The organism is Xylophilus rhododendri (assembly GCF_009906855.1).
GTDB lineage: Bacteria > Pseudomonadota > Gammaproteobacteria > Burkholderiales > Burkholderiaceae_C > Xylophilus > Xylophilus rhododendri.
In genome coordinates, this window is the sequence record NZ_CP047650.1 from 3,030,213 (window position 1) to 3,052,367 (window position 22,155).

The window sequence follows — 22,155 nt, forward strand, 5'->3', positions numbered from 1 at the left end:
TCAGAGGCCCGTCATCAGCTTCAGGTTCTGCACCGCCGCGCCGCTGGCGCCCTTGCCCAGGTTGTCCAGCCGCGCCACCAGCAGGACGTGGCGGTGGTCGGTGTTGTGGAACACGCGCAGTTCCAGATCGTTGGTGTCGTTCAGCGCCTCGGGCTCCAGCTTGCCGTCGGCGGTCGGCGGCAGCACCTTCACGAACTGTTCCTCGGTATTGCTGCGCGCGTAGTGCGCGGCCAGGGCGTCGTGCAGGTCGGAGGCGCTGGGCTGGCCCGGCAGCAGGTCGAGGTGCAGGGGCAGCTGCACCAGCATGCCCTGGCGGAAATTGCCCACCGAGGGCACGAACAGCGGCCGGCGCGTCAGGCCGGTGTTGGCCATGATTTCCGGGATGTGTTTGTGCGACAGGCCCAGCGCGTACAGCTCGAAGGGCGCGGCCGTGCCGGCCTCGTAGGCTTCGATCATGCTGCGGCCGCCGCCGGAATAGCCGCTGACCGAGGGCAGCGAGATCGGGTGGTCGGCCGGCAGCAGCCCGGCATCGACCAGCGGCCGCACCAGCGCGATCGCGCCGGTGGCGTAGCAGCCGGGGTTGGCCACACGCGTGGCCTTCTGCAGCGCCTCTTTCTGGCCGGGAGCGACTTCCGGAAATCCGTAGACCCAGCCCGGCGCCACACGGTGCGCGGTGGAGGCATCGATGATGCGCGGGCCCGGCTTGCCGGTCTCGGCGGCCAGGGCGTCGGCCATGGCCACCGTCTCGCGCGCGGCGTCGTCGTGCAGGCAGAGGATGACCACGTCGGCCAACGCCAGCAGCTCGCGTTTGGCGGCGGGGTCCTTGCGGCGTGCCGGGTCGATGCTCAGCAGCTGGATCTGCGGCATCTTTTCCAGGCGCTCGCGAATCTGCAGGCCGGTGGTGCCTGCCTCGCCGTCAATGAAGATCTGGGGCATGTCGGTCGGATAAATGAGGGCTGGTCGGGCAGCTTAGCGCTTCCGGATGAAGCCCTTGTGTCCACGCTGCGCTGGGGGAAACCCCATGATACAGTCGGCGGCTATCCGGGATGCCGTCGGGCCACTGGCGTCCGGACTGTCCGCGCTTTTGCTCGTGGATGGAGACAAGAATCGACGGCGCGATGCTCCCATCCTTCTCCCCCCAGAGCGAGACCTCATGAAGATTCACGAGTACCAAGGCAAGGAAATCTTGCGCAAGTTCGGCGTGCCCGTTCCCAACGGCATTCCCGCCTTCAACGTGCAGGAGGCGGTGGAAGCCGCCCAGAAACTCGGCGGCCCGGTGTGGGTCGTCAAGGCCCAGATCCATGCCGGCGGACGCGGCAAGGGCGGCGGCGTCAAGGTCGCCAAGACCATCGAAGACGTGAAGCGCATCTCCGGCGAGATCCTGGGCATGCAGCTCAAGACCCACCAGACCGGCCCCGAAGGCCAAAAGGTCCGCCGCCTCTACATCGAAGACGGCGCGGACATCCAGAACGAGCTCTACGTCTCCATCGTGACCGACCGCGCCACCCAGAAGCTGGCGTTCATCGCTTCCAGCGAAGGCGGCATGGACATCGAGGAAGTGGCCCACTCCACTCCCGAGAAGATCATCACCGAATTCATCGACCCGCTCACCGGACTGGGTGACGCGCAGGCCAAGAAGATCGCCGACGCCATCGGCATCCCCGCCGGCTCGACCGCGCAGGCCATCGACATCTTCCAGAAGCTCTACACCTGCTACATGGAAACCGATGCGTCGCTGGTGGAAATCAACCCGCTGAACGTCGACGGCAAGGGCAAGCTGACGGCGCTCGACGCCAAGTTCAACTTCGACACCAACGCCCTGTTCCGCCTGCCGGAAATCGTCGCCCTGCGCGACCTGGACGAAGAAGACGCCGCCGAAATCGAAGCCAGCAAGTTCGACCTGGCCTACATCAGCCTCGACGGCAACATCGGCTGCCTGGTCAACGGCGCCGGCCTGGCCATGGCCACCATGGACACCATCAAGCTGTACGGCGCCGAGCCGGCCAACTTCCTGGACGTGGGCGGCGGTGCCACCCCGGAGAAGGTCACCGAAGCCTTCAAGATCATGCTGAAGAACCCCAAGGTCGAGGCCATCATGGTCAACATCTTCGGCGGCATCATGAAATGCGACACCATCGCCACCGGCGTCATCACCGCCTGCAAGGCCGTGAACCTGTCGGTGCCCCTGGTCGTGCGCATGAAGGGCACGAACGAACAGCTCGGCAAGAAGATGCTGGCCGAATCGGGCCTGCCCATCATCAGTGCCGACTCGATGGCCGAAGCGGCCCAAAAAGTGGTTGCAGCCGTTCAGGCCAAGTAAGGAACAAGCGTCATGTCGATCTACATCAACAAAGACACCAAGGTCATCACCCAGGGCATCACCGGCAAGACCGGTCAATTCCATACGGAAAAGTGCCAGGAATACGCCAACGGCAAGAACTGCTTCGTGGCGGGCGTGAACCCCAAGAAGGCCGGCGAGTCGATCTTCAACATCCCGATCTACGCTTCGGTCAAGGAAGCCGCCTCGCAGACCGGCGCCACCGTCTCGGTGATCTACGTGCCGCCGGCAGGCGCCGCCGCCGCCATCTGGGAAGCCGTCGAAGCCGACCTGGACATGGCCATCTGCATCACCGAAGGCATCCCCGTCCGGGACATGCTGATGGTGCGCAACCGCATGAAGGCCAAGGAAGCCGCCGGCGGCAAGAAGACCCTGCTGCTGGGCCCCAACTGCCCCGGCCTGATCACGCCCGACGAGATCAAGATCGGCATCATGCCCGGCCACATCCACAAGAAGGGCCGCATCGGCGTGGTCTCGCGCTCCGGCACGCTGACCTATGAAGCCGTGGCACAGCTGACCGAACTGGGCATCGGCCAGTCGTCCGCTGTCGGCATCGGTGGCGACCCGATCAACGGCCTGAAGCACATCGACGTGATGAAGGCCTTCAACGACGATCCGGATACCGACGCCGTCATCATGATCGGCGAAATCGGCGGTCCGGACGAAGCCGAAGCCGCCCGCTGGTGCAAGGACAACATGAAGAAGCCGATCGTCGGTTTCATCGCCGGTGTCACCGCCCCTCCGGGCAAGCGCATGGGCCACGCCGGCGCGCTGATCTCCGGTGGTGCCGACACGGCCGACGCCAAGCTGGCGATCATGGAAGAGTGCGGATTCACCATCACCCGCAACCCTTCCGAAATGGGCCGCCTGCTCAAGGGCCTGCTGTAAGGCTCCCCTCAGGATGTACGCATAAATACGCACGTCCTGACCCTTGAGCGCATTTAAACTGCGCCTCGCATAAAGAAAGCGCTCCGGAAAGCCATTTCCGGGGCGCTTCTTGCATTCAAAAATATAGATAACAGGAGCTACAACACCGTGGAATTTCTCAGTACGCCGGACTTCTGGATCGGCCTCATCAAGATCATCTGGATCAACATCATCCTGTCCGGCGACAACGCCGTGGTGATCGCCCTGGCCGCCCGTTCGCTGCCGCCGCACCAGCAGAAGAAGGCCATCGTCTGGGGCTCCGGCGCCGCGGTGGTGCTGCGTATCGTGCTGACCGTGGTCGCGGCCTGGCTGCTGGAACTGCCCTATCTGCAGATCGTCGGCGGCCTGCTGCTGCTGTGGATCGGCTACCAGCTGCTGGCCGAGGGTGAAGAGGAAGAAGGCGAAGCCAAGGAATACGGCACGCTCAGCGCCGCCATCCGCACCATCCTGCTGGCCGACCTGGTCATGAGCCTGGACAACGTGATCGCCGTGGCGGCTTCCGCCCAGGGCAACATGGTCCTGCTGATCCTGGGCCTGGCGATCAGCATCCCGCTGGTGATCTTCGGCAGCACGCTGATGATCAAGCTGATGGAGCGTTTCCCCATCATCGTGGTGCTGGGCGCCGCGCTGATCGGCTGGGTGGCCGGCGAAACCATCATGAGCGACGTCTCGCTCAAGGGTGTGCTGGCCGCCAACCCCTGGCTGCACTACGCCGCCGCCGTGGCCGGCGCGGTCATCGTGGTGGTGGTCGGCAAGTGGGCCGCCGCCCGCGCGAACAGCAAGGCGCACGCCGGCTGACACTTCTCCGCCGTGACGACAGCCCGGTGGCGGGCGCATCTCCGGATGCGTCGGCCGCCGGGCTTTTTCTTGGGAACCATGGGATTGGCGGCGGGCCGCCGCTACCATAAGGCCGCCCCATGCACTACCAGTTCCATGCCCAGACCGACCCCGGCCGCGTGCGTTCGAACAACGAAGACGCGGTGATGTTCGACGAGTCGGTCGGCCTGGCCGTGCTGGCCGACGGCATGGGCGGCTACAACGCGGGCGAGGTGGCCAGCGGCATCGCCACCGCCTATCTGCAGGAACACTTCGCCGCCTGGCTGGCCACCGAGGGCAGCGCCGCCTCCGGCCGCGCGATGCGCCAGGCCATGCGCCGCCATGTGCGCGCCGCCAACGAGACCATCATGGCCGTGGCCGAACAGCAGCCCGAATGCCAGGGCATGGGCACCACCCTGGTTTTCGGCGTGTTCCAGCCGGAGCGCATCGTCATCGGCTCCATCGGCGATTCGCGCTGCTACCGCTGGCGCGCGGGCGAACTGCTGCAGCTCAGCCACGACCATTCGGTGCTGCAGGAGCAGATCGACGCCGGCCTGGTCGATCCGCGCGACGCCCACAAGGCCTCCAACCGCAACCTAGTCACCCGCGCCCTGGGCTTCGCGAACAGCGGGGAACTCGACGTCTTCGAGCATGTGCCGGAGTCCGGCGACCTGTACCTGCTGTGCTCCGACGGGCTCTCCGACATGCTGCAGGACGAGGACATCGCTGGCCTGCTCGATATCCGCGCATCGCTCGAAACATGCGCCTCGTCGTTGATACGCGCGGCAAATTCCGCCGGGGGACGCGATAATGTCAGCGTTTTATTGATTTCGTCGGCCGGCGCGCCGATCGAGCGGAAGCGTCCCTTCTTTCGCTGGAGGGGTGCCTAGGCATTGCAGCACACGGCTCTTGTGTGCGCTTCGAGAACCGCAGGAGCAGGAGTGGCGATGGCAAGGATGCTGATGTCCCTGGAAGGAGTCGCCTTGCGCGAGGTCGAGCTGACGAAGGAATACACCACCTTCGGCCGGCGTCCCTACAGCGACGTGGTGATCGACAACCTGGCAGTGAGCGGCGAACACGCCGCGGTGCGCCGCGTGGGGCGCGACATGGTCGTGGAAGACCTCAACAGCACTAATGGCACTTTCGTGAACGGCCGGCCGGCGCGCCGCCAGGTGCTGCGCCATGGCGACGTGGTCGAGATCGGCCGCTACCGCCTGCATTTCGAGGCGGATGCCGCCACGGCCGGCGACGAGCCCGCACCACCGCCGGCCGCCGAGGACTACAGCTACTCCACCCTGCCGCCATTCCGCCACTCCGAGATGGCGCCCACCTTCTTCCCCGACACCGCCATGGCCGGCGACGCGCCGCCGGTGCAGACCGGCAGCATCAAGGTGCTGTCGGGCGCGGCCACGGGCAAGTCGGTCGAATTGGTGAAGGTGGTCACGACCATCGGCAAGGCCGGCGTGGGCGTGGCCTCCATCACCCGGCGGGCGCACGGTTTCGCGCTGGCCCATGTGGAGGGCGCGGCCGTGCCCACGGTCAACGGCAATGCCGTCGGCAATGCGCCGGTCATGCTGCGCCACGGCGACACGGTGGAGCTGGCCGGCATCCGCATGCAGTTCGCCCAGGGCGCGGGTTGACGCGCGCGGCGGCGGCTGCCCGGCACGCCTGAGCCGGGCCGTGGGATTGCTGTCGCGCCACGGCCGCCGCATCGCGCTTACCCTGCTGCCGGTGCTGCTGGCGCTGGGCGGCATCTTCGGCGGCGTCGAATCGAGCGGGCTGGAACGCCTCGACCATTTCATCTACGACACCCGGCTGCGCGCAACCATGCCGCGTTCGCTCGACGAGCGGGTGGTGGTGGTGGACATCGACGACCGCAGCCTGGCCGAGATCGGCCACTGGCCCTGGGGCCGCGACCGGATGGCGCAGCTGACCCAGGAGCTGTTCGCCCGCCAGCAGGCCGCCGTTGTCGGCTTCGACGTGCTGTTCGGCGAGGCCGACGAGAGTTCCGGCCTGGCCAGCCTGCGCCGCCTGGCCGAGGGCGAACTGCGCGCCCAGCCCGGTTTCGCCGCCAGCGTGCAACGCCTTGGACCGGCGCTGGACTACGACCAGCAGTTCGCCGACGCCCTGCGCGAGCGCCACGCCGTGCTGGGCTATTACTTCGGCCACGACCGCCAGGCGAGCCTGCGCGGCGTCCTGCCCGCCCCCGCCATCGAGCATGCGGCGCCTGGCCAGCCCCAGCCGCTGCTGGGCACCGAACGCTGGACCAGCGCGGGCGCCAACATCGAGGTGCTGGCCCGGGCGGCGCCGCAGGCCGGTTTCATGAACTCGATCCCGGACAACGACGGCGTGATCCGCTCGGTCGCCCTGATCGGCGGGTTCCAGGGGCGCTACTACGAATCCCTTGCGCTGGCGATGTACCGCAGCCTGCTCGGCCAGCCGGCACTGCTGCCCATGGTGATCCCCGGCCAGACCGCGGCGCCCGGCCATCCGCTGACCCTGGAAGGCCTGATGCTGGAGCGCGGCGACAACCCGCAGCTGCTGCCGGTCGACGAACGAGCGGCGATGCTGGTGTCCTACCGGGGGCGGGGCGGGCCCGAAGGCGGCTCCTTCCGTTACATCCCCGCCGTGGATCTGCTTACCGGCCGGCTGCCCGCCGGCTCGCTGGCCGGCAAGCTGGTGCTGGTCGGCACCACCGCGCCCGGCCTGCTGGACCTGCGGGTGACGCCGGTCGGCCGCGCCTATCCCGGGGTGGAAACCCACGCCAACATCCTGTCGAACCTGCTGGACGGCCGCAGCCTGCAGCGGCCGGACTACGAGCCCGGCTACACCGCGCTCACCATCCTGCTGAGCGGCCTGCTGCTGGCGCTGCTGCTGCCGATGCTGAGTGTGCCCGCGGGCATCCTGCTGACCCTGCTGACCCTGGCCGCGCTGGGCGGCCTGAACTTCTGGCTCTTCGCCGCCCAGGGCCTGGTGCTGCCGCTGGCCCTGTCCTGGCTGACCGTGCTGGCCGCCTTCGCCCTGAACATCGGCTACGGCTATTTCGTCGAGACCCGCTCCAAACGCCAACTGGCGCAACTCTTCAGCACCTATGTGCCGCGCGAACTGGTCAGCGAGATGGTGCGTGAGCCCGCCCGCTACAGCATGCAGGCCGAGAACCGCGAGCTGACGGTGATGTTCTGCGACATGCGCGGCTTCACCGCCATGTCGGAGACCATGGAGCCGCAGGCGCTGCAGGCCTTGCTGAACCGGGTGTTCACCCGCCTCACGGAAATCATCCGGCAGGAGCGCGGCACCATCGACAAATACATGGGCGACTGCGTGATGGCCTTCTGGGGCGCACCGGTGCGCACATCCGACCACGCCCGGCTGGCGGTGGCCGCGGCCAGCGGCATGGTCGAGGCGGTCCACCGCATGAACCAGGAACACCAGGCGGCGGGCCTGCCAGCGATCGGCATCGGCATCGGCCTGAACACCGGCGTGATGTGCGTCGGCGACATGGGCTCCGAACTGCGGCGCAGCTACACCGTGATCGGCGACGCCGTGAACCTGGGTTCGCGCCTGGAAGGGCTGTGCAAGGTCTACGGCGTGGAGATCGTCGTCGGCGAGGACACGCATGCCAAGGCCGCGCAGGGCCTGGCCTGGCTGGAGCTGGACCGGGTGATGGTCAAGGGCCGGCAGCATGCGGTGACGGTGTTCACGCCCCTGGCCGAAGAAAGCCCCGCATGGCTGGACGACTGGAATGCCCTGCTGCTGGCCTACCGCGGCCAGGACTGGAACGGCGCCGCCCGCCTGCTGGATCGCCAGGATCTGCTGCCGCCGCGCTTCGCCGCCCTGCAGGCGCTCTATGCTGCGAGGCTGGCCGAGGCCCGGTCGAAGCCGGCCGATGCCGATTGGGATGGCACCACCCGCATGGACACCAAATAATGAGGGGCAGCTTCGCCATGACGGACTGCCAGGAGGAATTGCCATGAAAGTCCGGGTTCTCGGCTGTTCGGGCGCGATTGCGCGGGGACGGCGAACGACGTCCTTCCTGGTCGATGACCGGCTGCTGGTCGATGCCGGCACCGGCGTGGGCGACCTGACGCTGGACGAAATGGCCGCCATCGACCATGTTGTGCTGAGCCACTGCCATCTGGACCATGTCGCGGCCCTGCCGATGATGGTCGACGCGGTGGCCGCCCGCCGGAGCACGCCGCTGCAGGTCCATGCACTGCCGCAGACCGTGGCCGCCTTGCGGGCGCATATCTTCAATAACCTGATCTGGCCGGATTTCTCGGTGATCCCGACCGCCGAGCGTCCTTTCATCCAGTTCCGGACCTTCGAGATCGGCCAGACCGTGACCTTGGGCCGGACCAGCGTGGAGATCCTGCCTGCCTCGCACACCGTGCCGGCTGCCGGCTTCGCCGTGTCCTCAGCCGGCGGCCCCGCCTGGGTCTTCACCGGCGATACCGGACCGAACCCCGCGTTCTGGCAGCGCCTGAAGACGCTGGACGTCGCGGCTTTGGTCATCGAGACCGCATTCAGCGACGCCGAGGCGGCCCTGGCGGAAATCAGCAAGCACCTGGCGCCGGCCACGCTGGGCGCGGAACTGCGGCAGATCGAACGGGCCGGAAAATTTCCCGTGTGGATCACCCACACCAAGCCGGCGGAGACCGAACTCATCATGGCCGAGATCGCGAGCCTGCCGCGCGGTGCGCAGGGCATCGATGCGGCGCTGGAGATCCGCTGGCTCAAGGAAGGCCATGTGCTGGAGGTCTGAGTGGCACAAGTGACGAAATTGGCACATAGGACCCGAAGTGCGCGTGGCTGCCGCCGCGCATCCTGACAATTTTGTCCTTTGACCCGCCGGGCAGTCGTACTTTGGGGCGTGGGGACCATGGCACAGAAGCTGCGGCTAGCTCCGCGGTAAATCCATACCTAAGAGGAGTTAACAAATGACCCGTTCCATCCGGCGCAATGTTCAGCAAGGTTTCACTTTGATCGAACTGATGATCGTTGTGGCCATCATCGGCATCCTGGCAGCGGTTGCGCTGCCGGCTTATCAAGACTACACCGTGCGTGCGCGGGTGTCTGAACTGATCTTGTCTGCAAGCAGCGCACGCACTTGCCTGTCTGAATCTTGGCAAAGCAATGGTTCGTGGACTAACGCGAACATGACCGATTGCGTTCCGCCGGCCACGGGCAAAGTAGCCTCGGCAGGTATTACGGCCACCAATAACAATGTGACTGTTACTGTGCTTGGCAACTCCGCGATTGGTGGTTCTGCTTCCGTCACGGTCAGCCTGAGCGGCGTGGTGAATGCCAACTCGGGCGGCACGATTGTCTGGACTTGCACGGGTGCCCCAACTAAATATGTGCCGGCTTCCTGCCGCGGTTGAGTAGCACAGCGTTCCAGAGAAGCCCCTTCGAAGGGGCTTTTTTTCGTTTGCATTTTAAATGCGGGGGTGATTTTGCTTCGATTTTTTGACTTCAGTGAAGAGCGTAGCTTCGCGGCGGCTTTGGTGGAACAGGTTGTGCGGCAACTTCCACCGGAGACGCTGCATCGTGATGACAAGGGCGAGCTCTCAGTCAACAAGATCACGCGAACACTCGAGCGGATTTTTCGGGATGCCGCAAACTTTTCCCAGAAAAGAAAAATGGGTTTGATGCGGCGCTCTATATTTGCAAATGCTTTCAAATGGAGCCTTAGCGAAAAGGGCTATCCCGCAAAATTTATAGACCTCGCCACGGAAGGTTTGGTCGTTGAGATGGCGAAAGTCGTCAAATGATGCTGTCGGCCAGTCTTTTCGGAGCAGCCACATGTTGAGATTGCTGGTTGGAAATGCATTCGAGCGCGCATTTGGAAGGCTGACTCGCAAGGCCCGCTTAAATCCGCTACTGAAGCGTATCGCCGAGGCACATGAAGCCCGCGAGTGGCGCGCCGCCATCGACGCACTACGGGAATTGCTGAGAATAGATCCGCAGAATGTCAGCGCGTTGATTCGATTGGGTATCAGCCTCGTGGAAATCGGCGAGACTGCGGAAGCTTACGAGAAATTTTCACTGGCTTATCGGCTTGATGATTCTAATATGGAGGCCGTGGTCAACTACGCGCGATGCTTGTTGGACTCTGGAGATGACGAGCAGGCGCGGGTATTGCTCGTAAGAGCGCAGACAGTTATTCCGGGTTACCCGCATATCGATTCCATTTATTCTTCGCTGCTTTTTCGGCGTGGCGACACGGAATCAGCCACCACTTTTGCTTTGCGCGCATGGCTGTCTTACTTCGATAACGGACGCATGCCAGATGGTTATCTGTGGACGCGAGCCTACGAAGACAAGTCAGAGCAGACACTTGCCGCAGAGCATCATTTCTGGGCTCAAACGAGCGCTCCGCTTTCGGACAAGATTACGTATCATCTGCCAAGCTTTGAAACTCGTGATTCCAGTAAGAAGTTGCGTATCGGATATTGGTCGCCGGATTTCAGGGATCATTCGGTACGTTACTTTTTTCGTCCTCTATTGGAAGGGCATGACAGGGAGCGTGTTGAGATTTTTATTTATCACGACTCCTCTTCCTCCGACGCGCAAACCGAAGAAATCAAAGCGCGCTCTGATCATTTCCATGCTGTCTATAAAGAGTCCGATGAAAGTCTGGTCAAACTGATCGGGTCGCATGATCTTGATGTTTTGGTGGAACTCGCGGGCCATACATCTCATAACCGGCTCTGGCTGCTGAAGGCGCGGCTGGCGCGTGTTCAAGTGAGCGGGCTGGGTTATCCGCCGACCACCGGGTTGGAAACTGTAGACGCCAAATTTGTGGACCCTCATCTCCGAACACCGGACGATGGGCGCTGCTACACGGAAGCGCCCTTGGAGTTGCCTCAATCGCTATGGTGCTTCGACCCACGCGGCGATGCGCCGGAGCCATCCGATCCGCCAATGCTCAAGGCTGGCTTCGTGACCTTCGGGTGTTATGGCAACATTGCCAAGATCAATCCAAAGATCATGGGGATATGGGCAGAGATCCTGCGCCGTGTACCTCGCAGCCGTCTGGTATTGCAGTCAGTCAATTTTCAAAACCCTGGAACCTGTGAGCGATTCGGAAATCGCTTGATCGACGCTGGCCTGGAGCGCAGTCGCTTTACTTTGCTTGGGCCGGTGCCAGGGCGTGATTTCTTTCGCTCCTATAACCAGTTGGATATTGTTCTGGATACCCACCCGTTCAACGGGGGGACCACGACCTGTTTCGCGGTTTTTATGGGCGTGCCGGTCGTGACCTTGCAGGGCGACTCTTTGATCAGTCGCGTTGGTGTGTCGGTCATGAGCAATGTGGGAGCTGCGGACTTGGCCGTTTCCGATGTGAACGAATATGTGAGCCGCGCAGTTCGTCTCTCTCAGGACGTGGATTTCCTCAAGAAATTTCGCAAGGAGGCGCGCTTGCGCATGCAGCGCAGCAGCCTAGGCAATGGCCGAATGTTTGCGCAAGATGTGGAGGCGGCCTTTACGAGGCTGGTCGAAGAGTCCGGTGCGCTGAAGTCGATTGCACGGCCATCACAAATTGTTCCTCTTCCTGCCCATGAGTTGATTCGACGCGCTATGGCGGTGTTGGGGACGGGCCAATGGGAAAGTTCAAGGCGTATTGTAAGTTATTGCCTGGCGCACTATCCTGACTTTGCCGGTGCTCACATCATGATGACGGAGGATTTTACGAGTGAGGGGAGATTTGCTGACGCCGCCCGTTATCTGGAAGAGCGCTTTGATCGTTTTGCAGCATCCGATCGTGCATCGGCGCTCGTGAATATTGCGCGATATTGGATATACGCTGAAGACTGGCCGGCATCTGGGCGGGCCGTGGCGCAGCTCGAGTTGGATCATGGTTCCACGTTGGAAGAGCGGCTCCAGGCCCGCTTGTTCAAGGCGTTTCTCGAAATCCAATCGGTGCGTGTCGTGAAGCATGTGGCATTGGATAAACCCCGCGCGCGGAAAATCCTGTGCGTATTGCCGTGCGATGACGTGGAACATTACCAGCGAATGGAGAAACATCTCACGAATCAGGCTGCCATCTGCGGCGCGTCGGTTGTTTTCCAGCGCTGCGCCGAGAGCCTCAAGATTGCTGCATATGAGTCTGCCTTGCGGGCGCCGGACGAGGACATTGTGCTGTTCATACAGAAAAATATTTCAATCGGTGGACCGGGATTTTTTGAGCGCATTAATCATGCGTTGGAATCGGCGGATGTCGTAGGCTATTCGGGCGCGAAACGCTGGGTGCAGCTGGACTGGCGCCTGGACGATTTTGGCCAACGGGCCGCCGCATTCATCCAGGCCACGCCGGAGAAAAGCGGTTTTGCGGAGGTATTGGTTTCCGGGGGCGGCCTGGACGAACTCGTGGGAGGACTCGCCGTGCTTGAGGGTGGCTTGCTTGCGGTGAATGCCCGGCGGGTATCGGGGGTGGCTTTCGACCATGAGTGGATGGATGCCGAGACTCTGCTGGAAGAAAAGTGGTCGTACGAAGCAGGCCGGGCGGGCGCACGCTTGGCAGTGCACCGCGGGCTCGGCGTGTACGTTGACCGGGACCTGCAACTCAGCAAAACGTATATGGCCGCTGCCCGCACAGCATTGGTCGCGCAGATGGGGTTCGATGTTTTCTCCTTGCAGCGCAAGGATGGTTCCATGCTTGCGTGCCCGGTGCCGGACTTTGAACGTGGCGTTGCAACGCTCGACGTTTATTTTTCGCCGGAGTTTGAAGTCTTGTGCGAGTGAAGTGAAAGAAAGGCGTCCTCCAGTTCGACTGTGAAGGCGCGCGCCTGATCAACCATGACGCGCTCCAGCCGCTGACGCAAGCCCGCACGAGTCTTCCGGAGAAAATCCGTCGAGTTGGCGATTTCGATTGCACGAGCGACGTACTCGTCCATGGTGGCGCATGCAAATTCTTCTAGACCGAGTCCTCGCATGGTTTGGACGCCCACCCGCGAGATGGCTGTCTTGCCTTCAAGCGACAGCACCGGAACTCCCATCCAGAGCGAATGCATGGTGGTGGTACCGCCGTTGTATGGGAAGGTGTCGAGCGCGAGGTCTATCTCAGCGTGCATGGCAAGGTAATTGGGCATGGACGTTTTCGCACGTAGAACCAGCCGGTGGGCCGGCACGCCGTGCTCGCCGAAACGGCGCATCCATTCGGGTGCGTCTTCCACACCAGCATTGCCCAGAAGCAGCCTTGAGTTCGGAACCGCGTGCAGGATTGCCGCCGCAGCGGCGACAAAGGAAGAGGTGATCTTGGCGGGGTTGTTGAGGCATCCAAATGTGAAGGTGCCAGAGGCAATGCAGGGCAGCGCCGCAACCGGCGGACTTTGAGGGTCGGGTTGAAAGATCGCGCCGCTGGAAAGCCTTAGCAACTGTTCGGAGTGGAAGCGCTCGGTTTCTCCAGGAGGGTCTACGCCTGCGTCGGTTATTCGGTAATCCATGTTTGCAAGCCCGGTGGTGGCCTGATATCCCAGCCATGTGACCTGGATGGGAGCTGGCCGACGCGCGAAGACCAGGAGCCTGTGGTGTCCGGTATGGCCTGAGAGATCGACCAAAACATCGATTCCGTCGTTTCGAATGCACTGCGCCATGGCTTCGTCGGATAGCTGAGCGCAGTCCCTCCAGTGCTCTGCTTCTTCCCGCATGCGACGGGTAACGTCGTCGATGACCGGATAGGTGTAGTAGCAGAACACTTCGACGCGGCTTCGGTCGTGCTGGCGGAGCACGGGCTCGAAAAAGTAGGCCAAGGAGTGCTGTCGCAAGTCGCCGGATACATACCCGAGTCGCAGGCGCGCGGACCGCTGCACGACCATGGGATGGTCATCTCGGCTTGTATCGAGCAGCGGCGTTTCAAATCGTTCGGCGAACTTCAGATGCTCCTGAAATAGCGCCTCGGGCCCTAGCATTCCGCCGTACTGCAGAGTGAAGAGGCGGTTGCTGTGCCAAGCCGCGTTATTTGGCTGGTACTTCAGTGCGGTTTCGATGTCTTTAAGAGCTTCATCAACAAGACCCAGATGGCGTTCGCAGTTTCCTTTGTTGGCCATGGCTTCGGCGAAGTCCGGTTGAAGCTCCAGAGCCTGGGTATATGCCTCTACAGCCTCGCGGTGCATCGTGGCTTCGGCCAGCACGTTGCCTTTAAGAAAGTGGAGGTCCGCGCGTTGCGGCATCCGTTTAATGCCTTGCGTGAGGACGATCAGCGCCCGCTCTGAACGACCAAGACGAAAAAGGATGGCCGCCAATTCGGCATAAGCAGCTTCAAGCTGCGGTGCTATTTGCAGTGCGGCTTCCATATGCTCGGCTGCTTCCGCGTCATTGCCGAAAGCAACGGCGATCCGGCCCAGGAAAAAATGCGCGTCCGCATGATGCGGTACGTGCTTCAGCGCCGAGCGAAACGCTTGGCCTGCCGGGACCGGCATTCCCGATTCCATCAGGGCATAGCCGAGGTTGACCTGGGCATCCGCGTGGTTTGGATCCAAAATGACGGCATTTCGGTAACAGGCCAGGGCTGTTGCGATGTCACCTTCAGAGAGATGCCTGTTTCCCTCATCCATTGCAGCCCGGCATTGATCTGCGGGCGAAGGCAGCGGACGAAAACCTCGCCCCAGCAACCAATCCAGAAGCCTGCGCCTTGGACGTCGATCGTTTTCTTTCATGGGCGCACTATCTCGTATGGCTCTTGAACCGAAATCGGTACCAATGCATCGGAGCATCGGCGATGCGCGCTGTAGCCGGACCGCTGAGCGGGTCGGCCTGCCGGCAAGGCAAGCTTTTAAAGCGTTTCAAGACCTACGAAACTTCCCGAGGCGCCGCCGTGCTTTTCTAAAACTCGAACATCGTGAATGACCATGCCCCGATCAACAGCCTTGCACATGTCATACACGGTAAGAAGCCCTAATTGAACGGCCGTCAGGGCTTCCATTTCCACGCCTGTAGGGCCGAATGTTTCCACGGTGACCTTGCAGTTCAATGCGGCGCGGCTGTCGTCCGTATATGAGCTCTCGAATTCCACCGCCACCCGCGTCAACGCCAGCGGATGGCAAAGCGGAATCAGATCACTCGTCTTCTTCGCGCCCTGAATCGCCGCGATCCGCGCCACCCCAGCACATCCCCTTCTTGGCCGTCCCGCTCTCGATCAAGGCCAGCGTCTCCGCCCGCATCAGGATCCGCCCGCTGGCGACCGCCACCCGGTGCGTGTGCGCCTTGCCGCCGACATCGACCATATGCGCCTGTCCCTGCGCATCGAAATGGGTGAGTGAAGTCATGTTTCCTCGCTGTCCAGACCATCGGAAATCTGAACATTCCCGACCATGAAGCATCATACGGCGATGGATTTTCCGCGAGCTTTCCCCGCGTTCCGCGCGCTGGTGTGCAGCGCCCTCTGCCTGGCTTTCGCCACGGCCCCGGCCCATGCCCAGCTCCCCAGCCTCGGCGACGGCGCCGACATGCCCGCCGGTCAGGAACGCCGCCTGGGCGATCGCATCGTGCGCGAGCTCTACCGCGACCCGGACTTCGTCGACGACCCGGTGCTCGTCGAGTATGTCCAGGGCATCTGGGACCGGCTGATGGTCGCTGCCGTCGCGGGCGGAGAACTCAATCCCGAGATCCAGGAACGTTTTGCCTGGCGCATCCTGCTCGGCCGGGACCGCAGCGTGAATGCCTTCGCGCTGCCCGGCGGCTACATGGGCGTGCTGTGCGGGCTGATCTCGGTGGTGTCGTCCAAGGACGAACTCGCCTCGGTGCTGGCCCACGAGATGAGCCATATCACCCAGCGCCACATCTCGCGGCTGATGGCCAACCAGAGCCTGACCTCGCCGCTGTTCCTCGCCGGCCTGGTGCTGGGCGCGTTGGCGGCCAGCCGCAATCCGCAGGCGGCCAATGCCATGGTCACCGGCAGCGTGGCGCTGCAGGCGCAGACGCAGCTCAACTTCTCGCGTTCGATGGAGCGCGAGGCCGACCGGGTGGGCTACCAGGTGATGACGCAGGCGGGTTTCGATGGCCGGGGTTTTCCCAGCATGTTCGAGAAGCTGCAGCAGGCCTCCGGCTTCAACGACAAGGGCGGCTATCCCTATCTGCGCAGCCATCCGCTCAATAGTGAACGCATCGCCGACATGCGCTCGCGCATGCCGCTGGTGGGCGGTCCGGAGAGCCGGGCGCCGCAGGGCAGCATTGAAGACGCGATCATGTCCGCGCGGGCGCGTGTGGTGTCGCAGCCGGGCTCCGATGCGCTTCGCGCCTGGGCCACCGAGCCCGACCTGCCCGGCTTCGACCAGCAGCCGCTGCGCCGGCGTGCGGCGGCGCTCTATGCCGCCGCGCTGGCCGATGCCGATCGGCGCGACATGGCGGCGGGCCGCAGGCATGTGGCGCAGCTGGCCAGCGCGGTGGCGGCCGACCCGGCCGGCGCGCGACTGGCGCGCCTGCTGGCGGCGGAGGTGGAGATCGCGGGGGGCAACGGCGCGCGGGCGCTGGAAGCGCTGGGGCCGCTGCCGGCCAGCGGGCTGGGGCGTCCGGAGCTGATCTTGCTGGCCCAGGCCGCGCAGCATGGCGCTTCGTCGGCGGGGGTGACCGACCGGCTGCAGTCCTGGCTGGCCACCCATCCGCAGGACGGCGGTGTCTGGACCTTGCTGGCCGCCGCCTATCGCGCCGACAACCAGCCGCTGCGGGCCCTGCGCGCCGAGGCCGAGGCCCAGGCCGCGCACCTGGACTGGGCCGGTGCGGTCGACCGCTACCGCGCCGGCCAGGAATGGATGCGCCAGCACCGGGGCGGCGCGGGCGACTACATGGAGGTGTCCATCATCGACACCCGCCTGCAGGAGGCGCAGTCAAGACTTCGAGAAGATGCCGCCGAGCGCTGATTCGATCACCATGCCGATCACCGAATAGATCAGAGAGCCGATCAGCGCCGCGCCGAAGCCGCGCACATGGAAGCCTTCGAGCACGCCCGAGGCGGCCCAGAACATCAGCGCGTTGATGACGAAGAGGAAGAGGCCCAGGGTGATGATGGTGACCGGCAGGGTGAGCACCACCAGGATGGGCCGCAGGATGACGTTGAACAGCCCGATGACCGCCGCGGCGATCATGGCGGAGCCGAAGCCACTGATCTGCACGCCGCTGTAGAGATAGGCCACGAAGAGCAGCGCCGCCGCGCTCAGCACCCATTTGATGATCAGTTTCATGCGGCGCAGGATAGCACCCGGGCCCGCTGGCCCGGGGTGGCCGAAGCAGACCTATTCGGCCGCCAGCACCAGCATCGCGCCCATGCCGGCGACGGCGCCGGGCACGGCCCAGCGGTTGTTGGTCTCGCGTTGCGGCTGGGCATCGCTGACCGGTTGCAGCTCCTGGCCGAACTTGGGCCGGCGCATGTCGAGCACGCGGGCGCCGGGATGTTCGCGCAGCAGCTTCTCGGTCAGCGGCGCCAGCGGGCCCTGGGCCAGCACCGGCAGGGCGGTGTCGCCCTTGGCGGTGAGGAAGGGCAGCATGGCGCCGAAGAACTTGTCGGCCCACTTGGCGCGCCAGTTCTCGCGGGCGCTGTGGCTGACCCACTTGCTGATGCGGTGGGTCATGCGCGGCGCGCAGGCCACCACCACCCACAGGCCGGCCGGGTCGTTCGGCCCGCCGAGGCGCGAGGCCACCATGGGCGCGAGCTGCTGCTGGGCGTAGCCCAGGTCGTCGACGTACACGATCATCTTGTCCATGGGAACTCCTTCAGGGGTTGAGGAAGGCACGGGGATCACACGCTTGGGCAGGGAAAGCTTGGCCATGGCGGTCTCTTACTTGGTCGCGGGGTTGACGGCGTCGGCGGTGCGCGCCTGGTCGATGCGTTCCGAGCCCGGAACGGCGCGGCGCGTCTTGAGCCAGCCGGCGCCCAGCACACCCACGATGGCCAGCACGCAGACCGCCCAGTAGGCGACCTGTTGCTGCGTGCCTTCGCCGCCGAAGAAGGCGTCCAGCAGCTTTTCGTTGACGATCATCTTGGCCGCGGTGAAGGCCAGCACGGCCGCGCCGATCTGGATGATGGCGGGGAAGCGCTGCACCAGCTTCAACACCATGGTGCTGCCGAAGACGACGATGGGCACGCTGATCAGGAGGCCGATCACCACCAGGTCGAAGGCGCCGTGGGCGGCACCGGCCACGCCGAGCACGTTGTCGATGCCCATCAGCGCATCGGCGATGACGATGGTGCGCATGGCGCCCCAGAAGGTGGTGACGCCGCCGACATGCTCCTCGCCGTCGTCATGGCCCTGGTCGGCCAGCAGCTTGTAGGCGATCCACAGCAGGCCCAGGCCGCCGATCAGCATCAGGCCCGGGATCTTGAGCAGCCAGACCACGCCGACCGTCATGGCCGAGCGCACGACGATGGCACCGACGGTGCCCCAGACGATGGCCTTTTTCTGCAGGTGTTGCGGCAGCCGGCGGGCCGCCAGTGCGATGACGATCGCGTTGTCGCCCGCGAGGACGAGGTCGATCAGGATGATGGCCAGCAGGGCCGACCACCAGGGGGCGGAAAAGAACTCCATGAACACAGACTCCGGGTGTTGTCGAGCATCGATAACAACCTGGGAAAAGTCTCGTGGAGTCCCGCCATGGCGGGAAGCGAGGAGGCTAGGAGCCAGCCTCTTTCAAGATGAGGACGGCCATGCCACAGACGCACTTCGACGGAACTTGCCCCAGGTTCGCATCGAAGGTCTTGCTCGGCATGGTGTCATGCTGATGTTCTTATGCCCGACGAGGCCGGAAATCTTCGCGAGACTTCGTACTGACGACCTTGCCGATATTCCGTACCGCCGATACCTCGTGGGAAGTACCTCCTTGAGGCGGCACGAAACGGGAGCTACTCCCCTTCGTTCGGGTATTAGAACATCGGTTTTGTGACCAGGGCAACCGGGTTGTCCCGATTTGTTTCCCCACGCCGGGGCGGGACGGGAGCGGCGCTTATCATCGCGGCCCGCCGTTCTCCCGAGGTTCCCGCGCCGCATGGCAGCCCTGCACATCACCGACATCGAGGCCGCCATCAACTACTGGCGCGCCAGGAAACCCTCGCCCGACGGCGTGACACTGGCGCCGGAGATCCGCGCGCTGGCCGAGGTCTATGCGCTGATGGTGTATTTCCACGAGGAAGAGGCCGACCAGCGCGGCTTCCCGCCCAAGGCCATGGATGCCTGGCTGGCCTGGTACGAGAGCACGCCCGACACGCCCTGCATCGCCATCTGCTCGACCAGCCAGGGCGACGAACTCTGCAAGGGCTGCGGCCGCACTTTCGAGGAGGTGCAGCTCTGGCCGGGCATGGACCCGGTCGAGAAACGCGCCACCTGGCGGCGCATCACGGTCGAAGGCAGCGCCTGGCGCTTCAACCGCTATGCCGAGCGGGCCGCCGAAGGCCCGGCCGAGCCGGCCTGATCCGCGCCCGGCCTACTTCCAGCGCTCGCAGGTCAGCTCGACCGTGTCCCTGGAGTTGGACAGCATCAGCGAGCCCTCCTGGATCGTGGCCTGCAGCTGCATGCTGCGTTCGGCCAGCTTGGCGAGTTCCTGCGAGGCCGCGCTGGGGATGCGGTAGACCTCCAGCCGCTCCAGCCGCGAGACCTTGTTCTGCAGGCCCTTCCACCAGATCTCGGCGGCATGGTTGAAGCAGTACACCTGGATGCGGTCGGCCTTGCTGCTGGCGCGCACCAGCGGTTTTTCTTCCGGCTGGCCGACCTCGATCCACAGCCGGGTGCGCTGGGTGTAGTCGCGCAGCCAGACATCGGGCTCGTCCGGATCGGACAGGCCGGCGCCGAAGCCCAGCACGCCGTCGCCGCCCAGGGTGCTCTGCAGCTCGTGGGCCGACAGCGCCAGTGCGGCCAGCCGCACCATCATGCGTTCGTCGTTCTCGCTGGGGTGGCGGGCCAGGGTCAGCTGGTGGTCGGCGTAGTAGGCGTGGTCGATGTCGGCCACGGCCAGATGGGCCTTGAAGATGGTGGACTTGAGCGCCATTCGGGATGCCGCTTCAGGCGCGGCGGGCCAGCTCGGCCGCCTTGCCGATGTAGCTGGCGGGCGTCATGGCGAGCAGGCGTTCCTTCTCGGCTTCGGGGATCTCCAGCGAGCGGATCAGGCCGTGCAGGTCCTCGGGTCGCACCGTCTTGCCGCGCGTGACTTCCTTCAGCTTCTCGTAGGCGCCCTGCACGCCGTAGCGGCGCATGACGGTCTGGATCGGCTCGGCCAGCACTTCCCAGGAGGCGTCCAGGTCTTCGGCGATGGCTTCCTTGTTGATCTCCAGCTTGCCCAGGCCCACGCCCATCGAGTGGTAGGCCAGCGCGCTGTAGCCCAGGGCCACGCCCATGTTGCGCAGCACGGTGGAGTCGGTCAGGTCGCGCTGCCAGCGGCTGATCGGCAGCTTTTCCGAGAGGTGGCGCAGCAGGGCGTTGGCCAGGCCCAGGTTGCCTTCGGCGTTCTCGAAGTCGATCGGGTTGACCTTGTGCGGCATGGTCGAGGAGCCGATCTCGCCGGCCTTCAGGCGCTGCTTGAAGTAGCCCAGGCTGATGTAGCCCCAGATGTCGCGCGCCCAGTCGATCAGGATGGTGTTGGTGCGGGCGATGGCGTCGAACAGCTCGGCCATGTAGTCGTGCGGCTCGATCTGGATGCTGTAGGGCTGGAAGGTGACGCCCAGGCCCAGCGGCTCGGGGGTCTCGACCACGCGGCGGGAGAAGGCTTCCCAGTCGAAGTCGGGCCAGGCCGAGAGATGCGCGTTGTAGTTGCCGACCGCGCCGTTCATCTTGGCCATCAGCTTGATGCCCGCGATGCGTTCGCGCGCGGCCACCAGGCGCACCACCACGTTGGCGATCTCCTTGCCGACGGTGGTCGGGCTGGCGGTCTGGCCGTGGGTGCGGGCCAGCAGGGCCACGTCGGCGTACTGGTGCGCCATGGCGCGCAGGGTTTCGACGATGCCGTCGATGGCCGGCAGGATGACCTGCTCGCGCGCCACCTTCAGCTGCAGGGCGTGGCTGGTGTTGTTGATGTCCTCGCTGGTGCAGGCGAAGTGCACGAACTCGGCGGCGGCCAGCAGCTCGGGCCGGGCTTCGAACTTGGACTTGATCCAGTATTCGACCGCCTTCACATCGTGGTTGGTGACCTTCTCGATGTCCTTGATGGCCACCGCGTCGGCCTCGCAGAAGTTCTTCACCAGGCCCAGCAGATAGGTGCGGGCGCCGGGCGACAGCGGCTTGAATTCGGCGAAGCCGGCGTCCGACAGGGCGATGAACCAGGCGATCTCGACCTGCACCCGGCGGTGCATGAAGCCTTGCTCGCTCATCAGGGGGCGCAGGCTGGACAGGCGTCCGGCGTAGCGGCCGTCCAGCGGCGAAAGGGCGGAAACCGCGGAGGCGGCGGAGGCGGAAACGGGTGTCGGGCTCATGTCAGGGATTGTAGGTGGGCGCCTCGCGCCGCCGGTTCGGGCCGGGCCCGCCGATAGAATCCGCGACATGAAATTGATCGGATCGCTGTCCAGTCCCTACGTGCGCAAGGTGCGTGTCGTCATGGCCGAGAAGAAGCTGGACTACCAGTTCGTGCAGGCCAATCCCTGGGCGCCGGACACGGCGGTGTCGGCCTCCAATCCTCTGGGCAAGGTGCCTTGCCTGGTGATGGAGGGCGGCGAGGCGGTGTTCGATTCGCGGGTGATCGTGGAGTACCTGGACACCCTGTCGCCGGTCGGCAAACTCATCCCCAGCTCGGGCCGGGAACGCGCCGAGGTCAAGACCTGGGAAGCCCTGGCCGACGGCGTGCTCGATGCCGGCGTGCTGGCGCGGCTGGAGGCCGGCGGCTTCGACGGCCGCAGCGAGGCCGAGCGTTCGCAGGTCTGGATCGACCGCCAGTTCGGCAAGATGCACGGCGGCCTCAAGGCCATGGCGCAGGGCCTGGGTGAAAAGCCCTTCTGCAGCGGCGTGCATTTCAGCCTGTCGGACGTGGCGGTGGGCTGCGCGCTGGGCTGGCTGGAGTTCCGCTTCCCGCAGATCGGCTGGCGCACCGAATATCCCAACCTCGCCCGGCTGGCCGACAAGCTGGCGCTGCGCACCAGCTTCGCGGACAGCAAGCCCGGCTGA

Annotated in this window: 20 protein-coding genes and 1 pseudogene; 13 read left to right on the top strand and 8 right to left on the bottom strand. The window is 64.4% G+C overall.

Annotated elements, in window-relative coordinates:
- On the bottom strand, window positions 1–936 hold the full coding sequence (argC, locus tag GT347_RS13900) for an N-acetyl-gamma-glutamyl-phosphate reductase (RefSeq protein ID WP_160552677.1): 936 nt from the start codon (window positions 934–936) through the stop codon (window positions 1–3).
- 217 nt (window positions 937–1,153) lie between these two features.
- Here argC and sucC point away from each other — a divergent pair, with 217 nt between their 5' ends.
- From sucC to GT347_RS13950, 10 genes are all read left to right on the top strand, one after another.
- A complete protein-coding gene (sucC, locus tag GT347_RS13905) occupies window positions 1,154–2,320 on the top strand; it encodes an ADP-forming succinate--CoA ligase subunit beta (RefSeq protein ID WP_160552679.1) in 1,167 nt (388 codons plus the stop codon).
- Window positions 2,321–2,332: 12 nt separating this feature from the next.
- Window positions 2,333–3,226: a succinate--CoA ligase subunit alpha gene (gene sucD / locus GT347_RS13910; RefSeq protein ID WP_160552681.1), complete on the top strand. Its 894-nt coding sequence runs from the start codon at window positions 2,333–2,335 to the stop codon at window positions 3,224–3,226.
- 147 nt (window positions 3,227–3,373) lie between these two features.
- Window positions 3,374–4,063, top strand: coding sequence for a TerC family protein (locus tag GT347_RS13915; RefSeq protein WP_160552683.1), 690 nt, complete (start codon window positions 3,374–3,376; stop codon window positions 4,061–4,063).
- Between the two features lie 119 nt (window positions 4,064–4,182).
- Window positions 4,183–4,971: a Stp1/IreP family PP2C-type Ser/Thr phosphatase gene (locus GT347_RS13920; protein WP_160552685.1), complete on the top strand. Its 789-nt coding sequence runs from the start codon at window positions 4,183–4,185 to the stop codon at window positions 4,969–4,971.
- Window positions 4,972–5,043: 72 nt separating this feature from the next.
- Window positions 5,044–5,721: an FHA domain-containing protein gene (locus tag GT347_RS13925; RefSeq protein WP_326830358.1), complete on the top strand. Its 678-nt coding sequence runs from the start codon at window positions 5,044–5,046 to the stop codon at window positions 5,719–5,721.
- 40 nt (window positions 5,722–5,761) lie between these two features.
- The gene (locus tag GT347_RS13930; protein ID WP_160552689.1) at window positions 5,762–8,008 is read left to right on the top strand and encodes a CHASE2 domain-containing protein; all 2,247 of its coding nucleotides are present in this window, start codon (window positions 5,762–5,764) and stop codon (window positions 8,006–8,008) included.
- A gap of 43 nt (window positions 8,009–8,051) precedes the next feature.
- Entirely contained in the window at window positions 8,052–8,843 is a 792-nt protein-coding gene (locus tag GT347_RS13935) for an MBL fold metallo-hydrolase (RefSeq protein ID WP_160552691.1), read from the top strand.
- A 175-nt stretch (window positions 8,844–9,018) separates the two neighbouring features.
- Window positions 9,019–9,462: a pilin gene (locus tag GT347_RS13940; protein ID WP_160552693.1), complete on the top strand. Its 444-nt coding sequence runs from the start codon at window positions 9,019–9,021 to the stop codon at window positions 9,460–9,462.
- 66 nt (window positions 9,463–9,528) lie between these two features.
- Window positions 9,529–9,852 (top strand): hypothetical protein, encoded by a 324-nt coding sequence (locus tag GT347_RS13945; protein WP_160552695.1) that lies wholly within the window; start codon window positions 9,529–9,531, stop codon window positions 9,850–9,852.
- A 31-nt stretch (window positions 9,853–9,883) separates the two neighbouring features.
- The gene (locus GT347_RS13950) at window positions 9,884–12,826 is read left to right on the top strand and encodes an O-linked N-acetylglucosamine transferase family protein (RefSeq protein WP_160552697.1); all 2,943 of its coding nucleotides are present in this window, start codon (window positions 9,884–9,886) and stop codon (window positions 12,824–12,826) included.
- On the opposite strand, the gene GT347_RS13955 is transcribed toward GT347_RS13950, so the two are convergent.
- Window positions 12,790–14,739 carry an O-linked N-acetylglucosamine transferase, SPINDLY family protein gene (locus tag GT347_RS13955; RefSeq protein ID WP_160552699.1) on the bottom strand — a complete coding sequence of 650 codons (1,950 nt, stop codon included), beginning with the start codon at window positions 14,737–14,739 and terminating at the stop codon, window positions 12,790–12,792. The genes GT347_RS13950 and GT347_RS13955 overlap by 37 nt on opposite strands.
- 116 nt (window positions 14,740–14,855) lie before the next feature.
- Window positions 14,856–15,348 (bottom strand): annotated as a pseudogene (moaC, locus tag GT347_RS13960) (cyclic pyranopterin monophosphate synthase MoaC).
- A 45-nt stretch (window positions 15,349–15,393) separates the two neighbouring features.
- Between moaC and GT347_RS13965 the strand changes: the two are divergent.
- Complete coding sequence (locus GT347_RS13965) at window positions 15,394–16,938, top strand: M48 family metalloprotease (protein WP_229722308.1); 1,545 nt, start codon at window positions 15,394–15,396, stop codon at window positions 16,936–16,938.
- Here GT347_RS13965 and GT347_RS13970 read toward each other — a convergent pair.
- The 3 genes from GT347_RS13970 to GT347_RS13980 form a co-directional block, all read right to left on the bottom strand.
- Entirely contained in the window at window positions 16,906–17,259 is a 354-nt protein-coding gene (locus GT347_RS13970) for a phage holin family protein (protein WP_160552701.1), read from the bottom strand. The genes GT347_RS13965 and GT347_RS13970 overlap by 33 nt on opposite strands.
- A gap of 51 nt (window positions 17,260–17,310) precedes the next feature.
- Window positions 17,311–17,778: a hypothetical protein gene (locus GT347_RS13975; RefSeq protein WP_160552702.1), complete on the bottom strand. Its 468-nt coding sequence runs from the start codon at window positions 17,776–17,778 to the stop codon at window positions 17,311–17,313.
- Window positions 17,779–17,853: 75 nt separating this feature from the next.
- Window positions 17,854–18,600 carry a TerC family protein gene (locus GT347_RS13980; RefSeq protein ID WP_160552704.1) on the bottom strand — a complete coding sequence of 249 codons (747 nt, stop codon included), beginning with the start codon at window positions 18,598–18,600 and terminating at the stop codon, window positions 17,854–17,856.
- Between the two features lie 457 nt (window positions 18,601–19,057).
- Between GT347_RS13980 and GT347_RS13985 the strand changes: the two genes are divergently transcribed.
- Window positions 19,058–19,480 carry a DUF3717 domain-containing protein gene (locus GT347_RS13985; protein ID WP_160552706.1) on the top strand — a complete coding sequence of 141 codons (423 nt, stop codon included), beginning with the start codon at window positions 19,058–19,060 and terminating at the stop codon, window positions 19,478–19,480.
- A gap of 12 nt (window positions 19,481–19,492) precedes the next feature.
- Here the strand turns inward: GT347_RS13985 and GT347_RS13990 are convergent, their stop codons facing one another.
- Both GT347_RS13990 and purB read right to left on the bottom strand, forming a co-directional pair.
- Window positions 19,493–20,053, bottom strand: coding sequence for a YaeQ family protein (locus tag GT347_RS13990; RefSeq protein WP_160552708.1), 561 nt, complete (start codon window positions 20,051–20,053; stop codon window positions 19,493–19,495).
- A 13-nt stretch (window positions 20,054–20,066) separates the two neighbouring features.
- Window positions 20,067–21,470 carry an adenylosuccinate lyase gene (gene purB, locus GT347_RS13995; protein WP_160552710.1) on the bottom strand — a complete coding sequence of 468 codons (1,404 nt, stop codon included), beginning with the start codon at window positions 21,468–21,470 and terminating at the stop codon, window positions 20,067–20,069.
- A 67-nt stretch (window positions 21,471–21,537) separates the two neighbouring features.
- Here purB and GT347_RS14000 point away from each other — a divergent pair, with 67 nt between their 5' ends.
- A complete protein-coding gene (locus GT347_RS14000) occupies window positions 21,538–22,155 on the top strand; it encodes a glutathione S-transferase N-terminal domain-containing protein (protein ID WP_160552712.1) in 618 nt (205 codons plus the stop codon).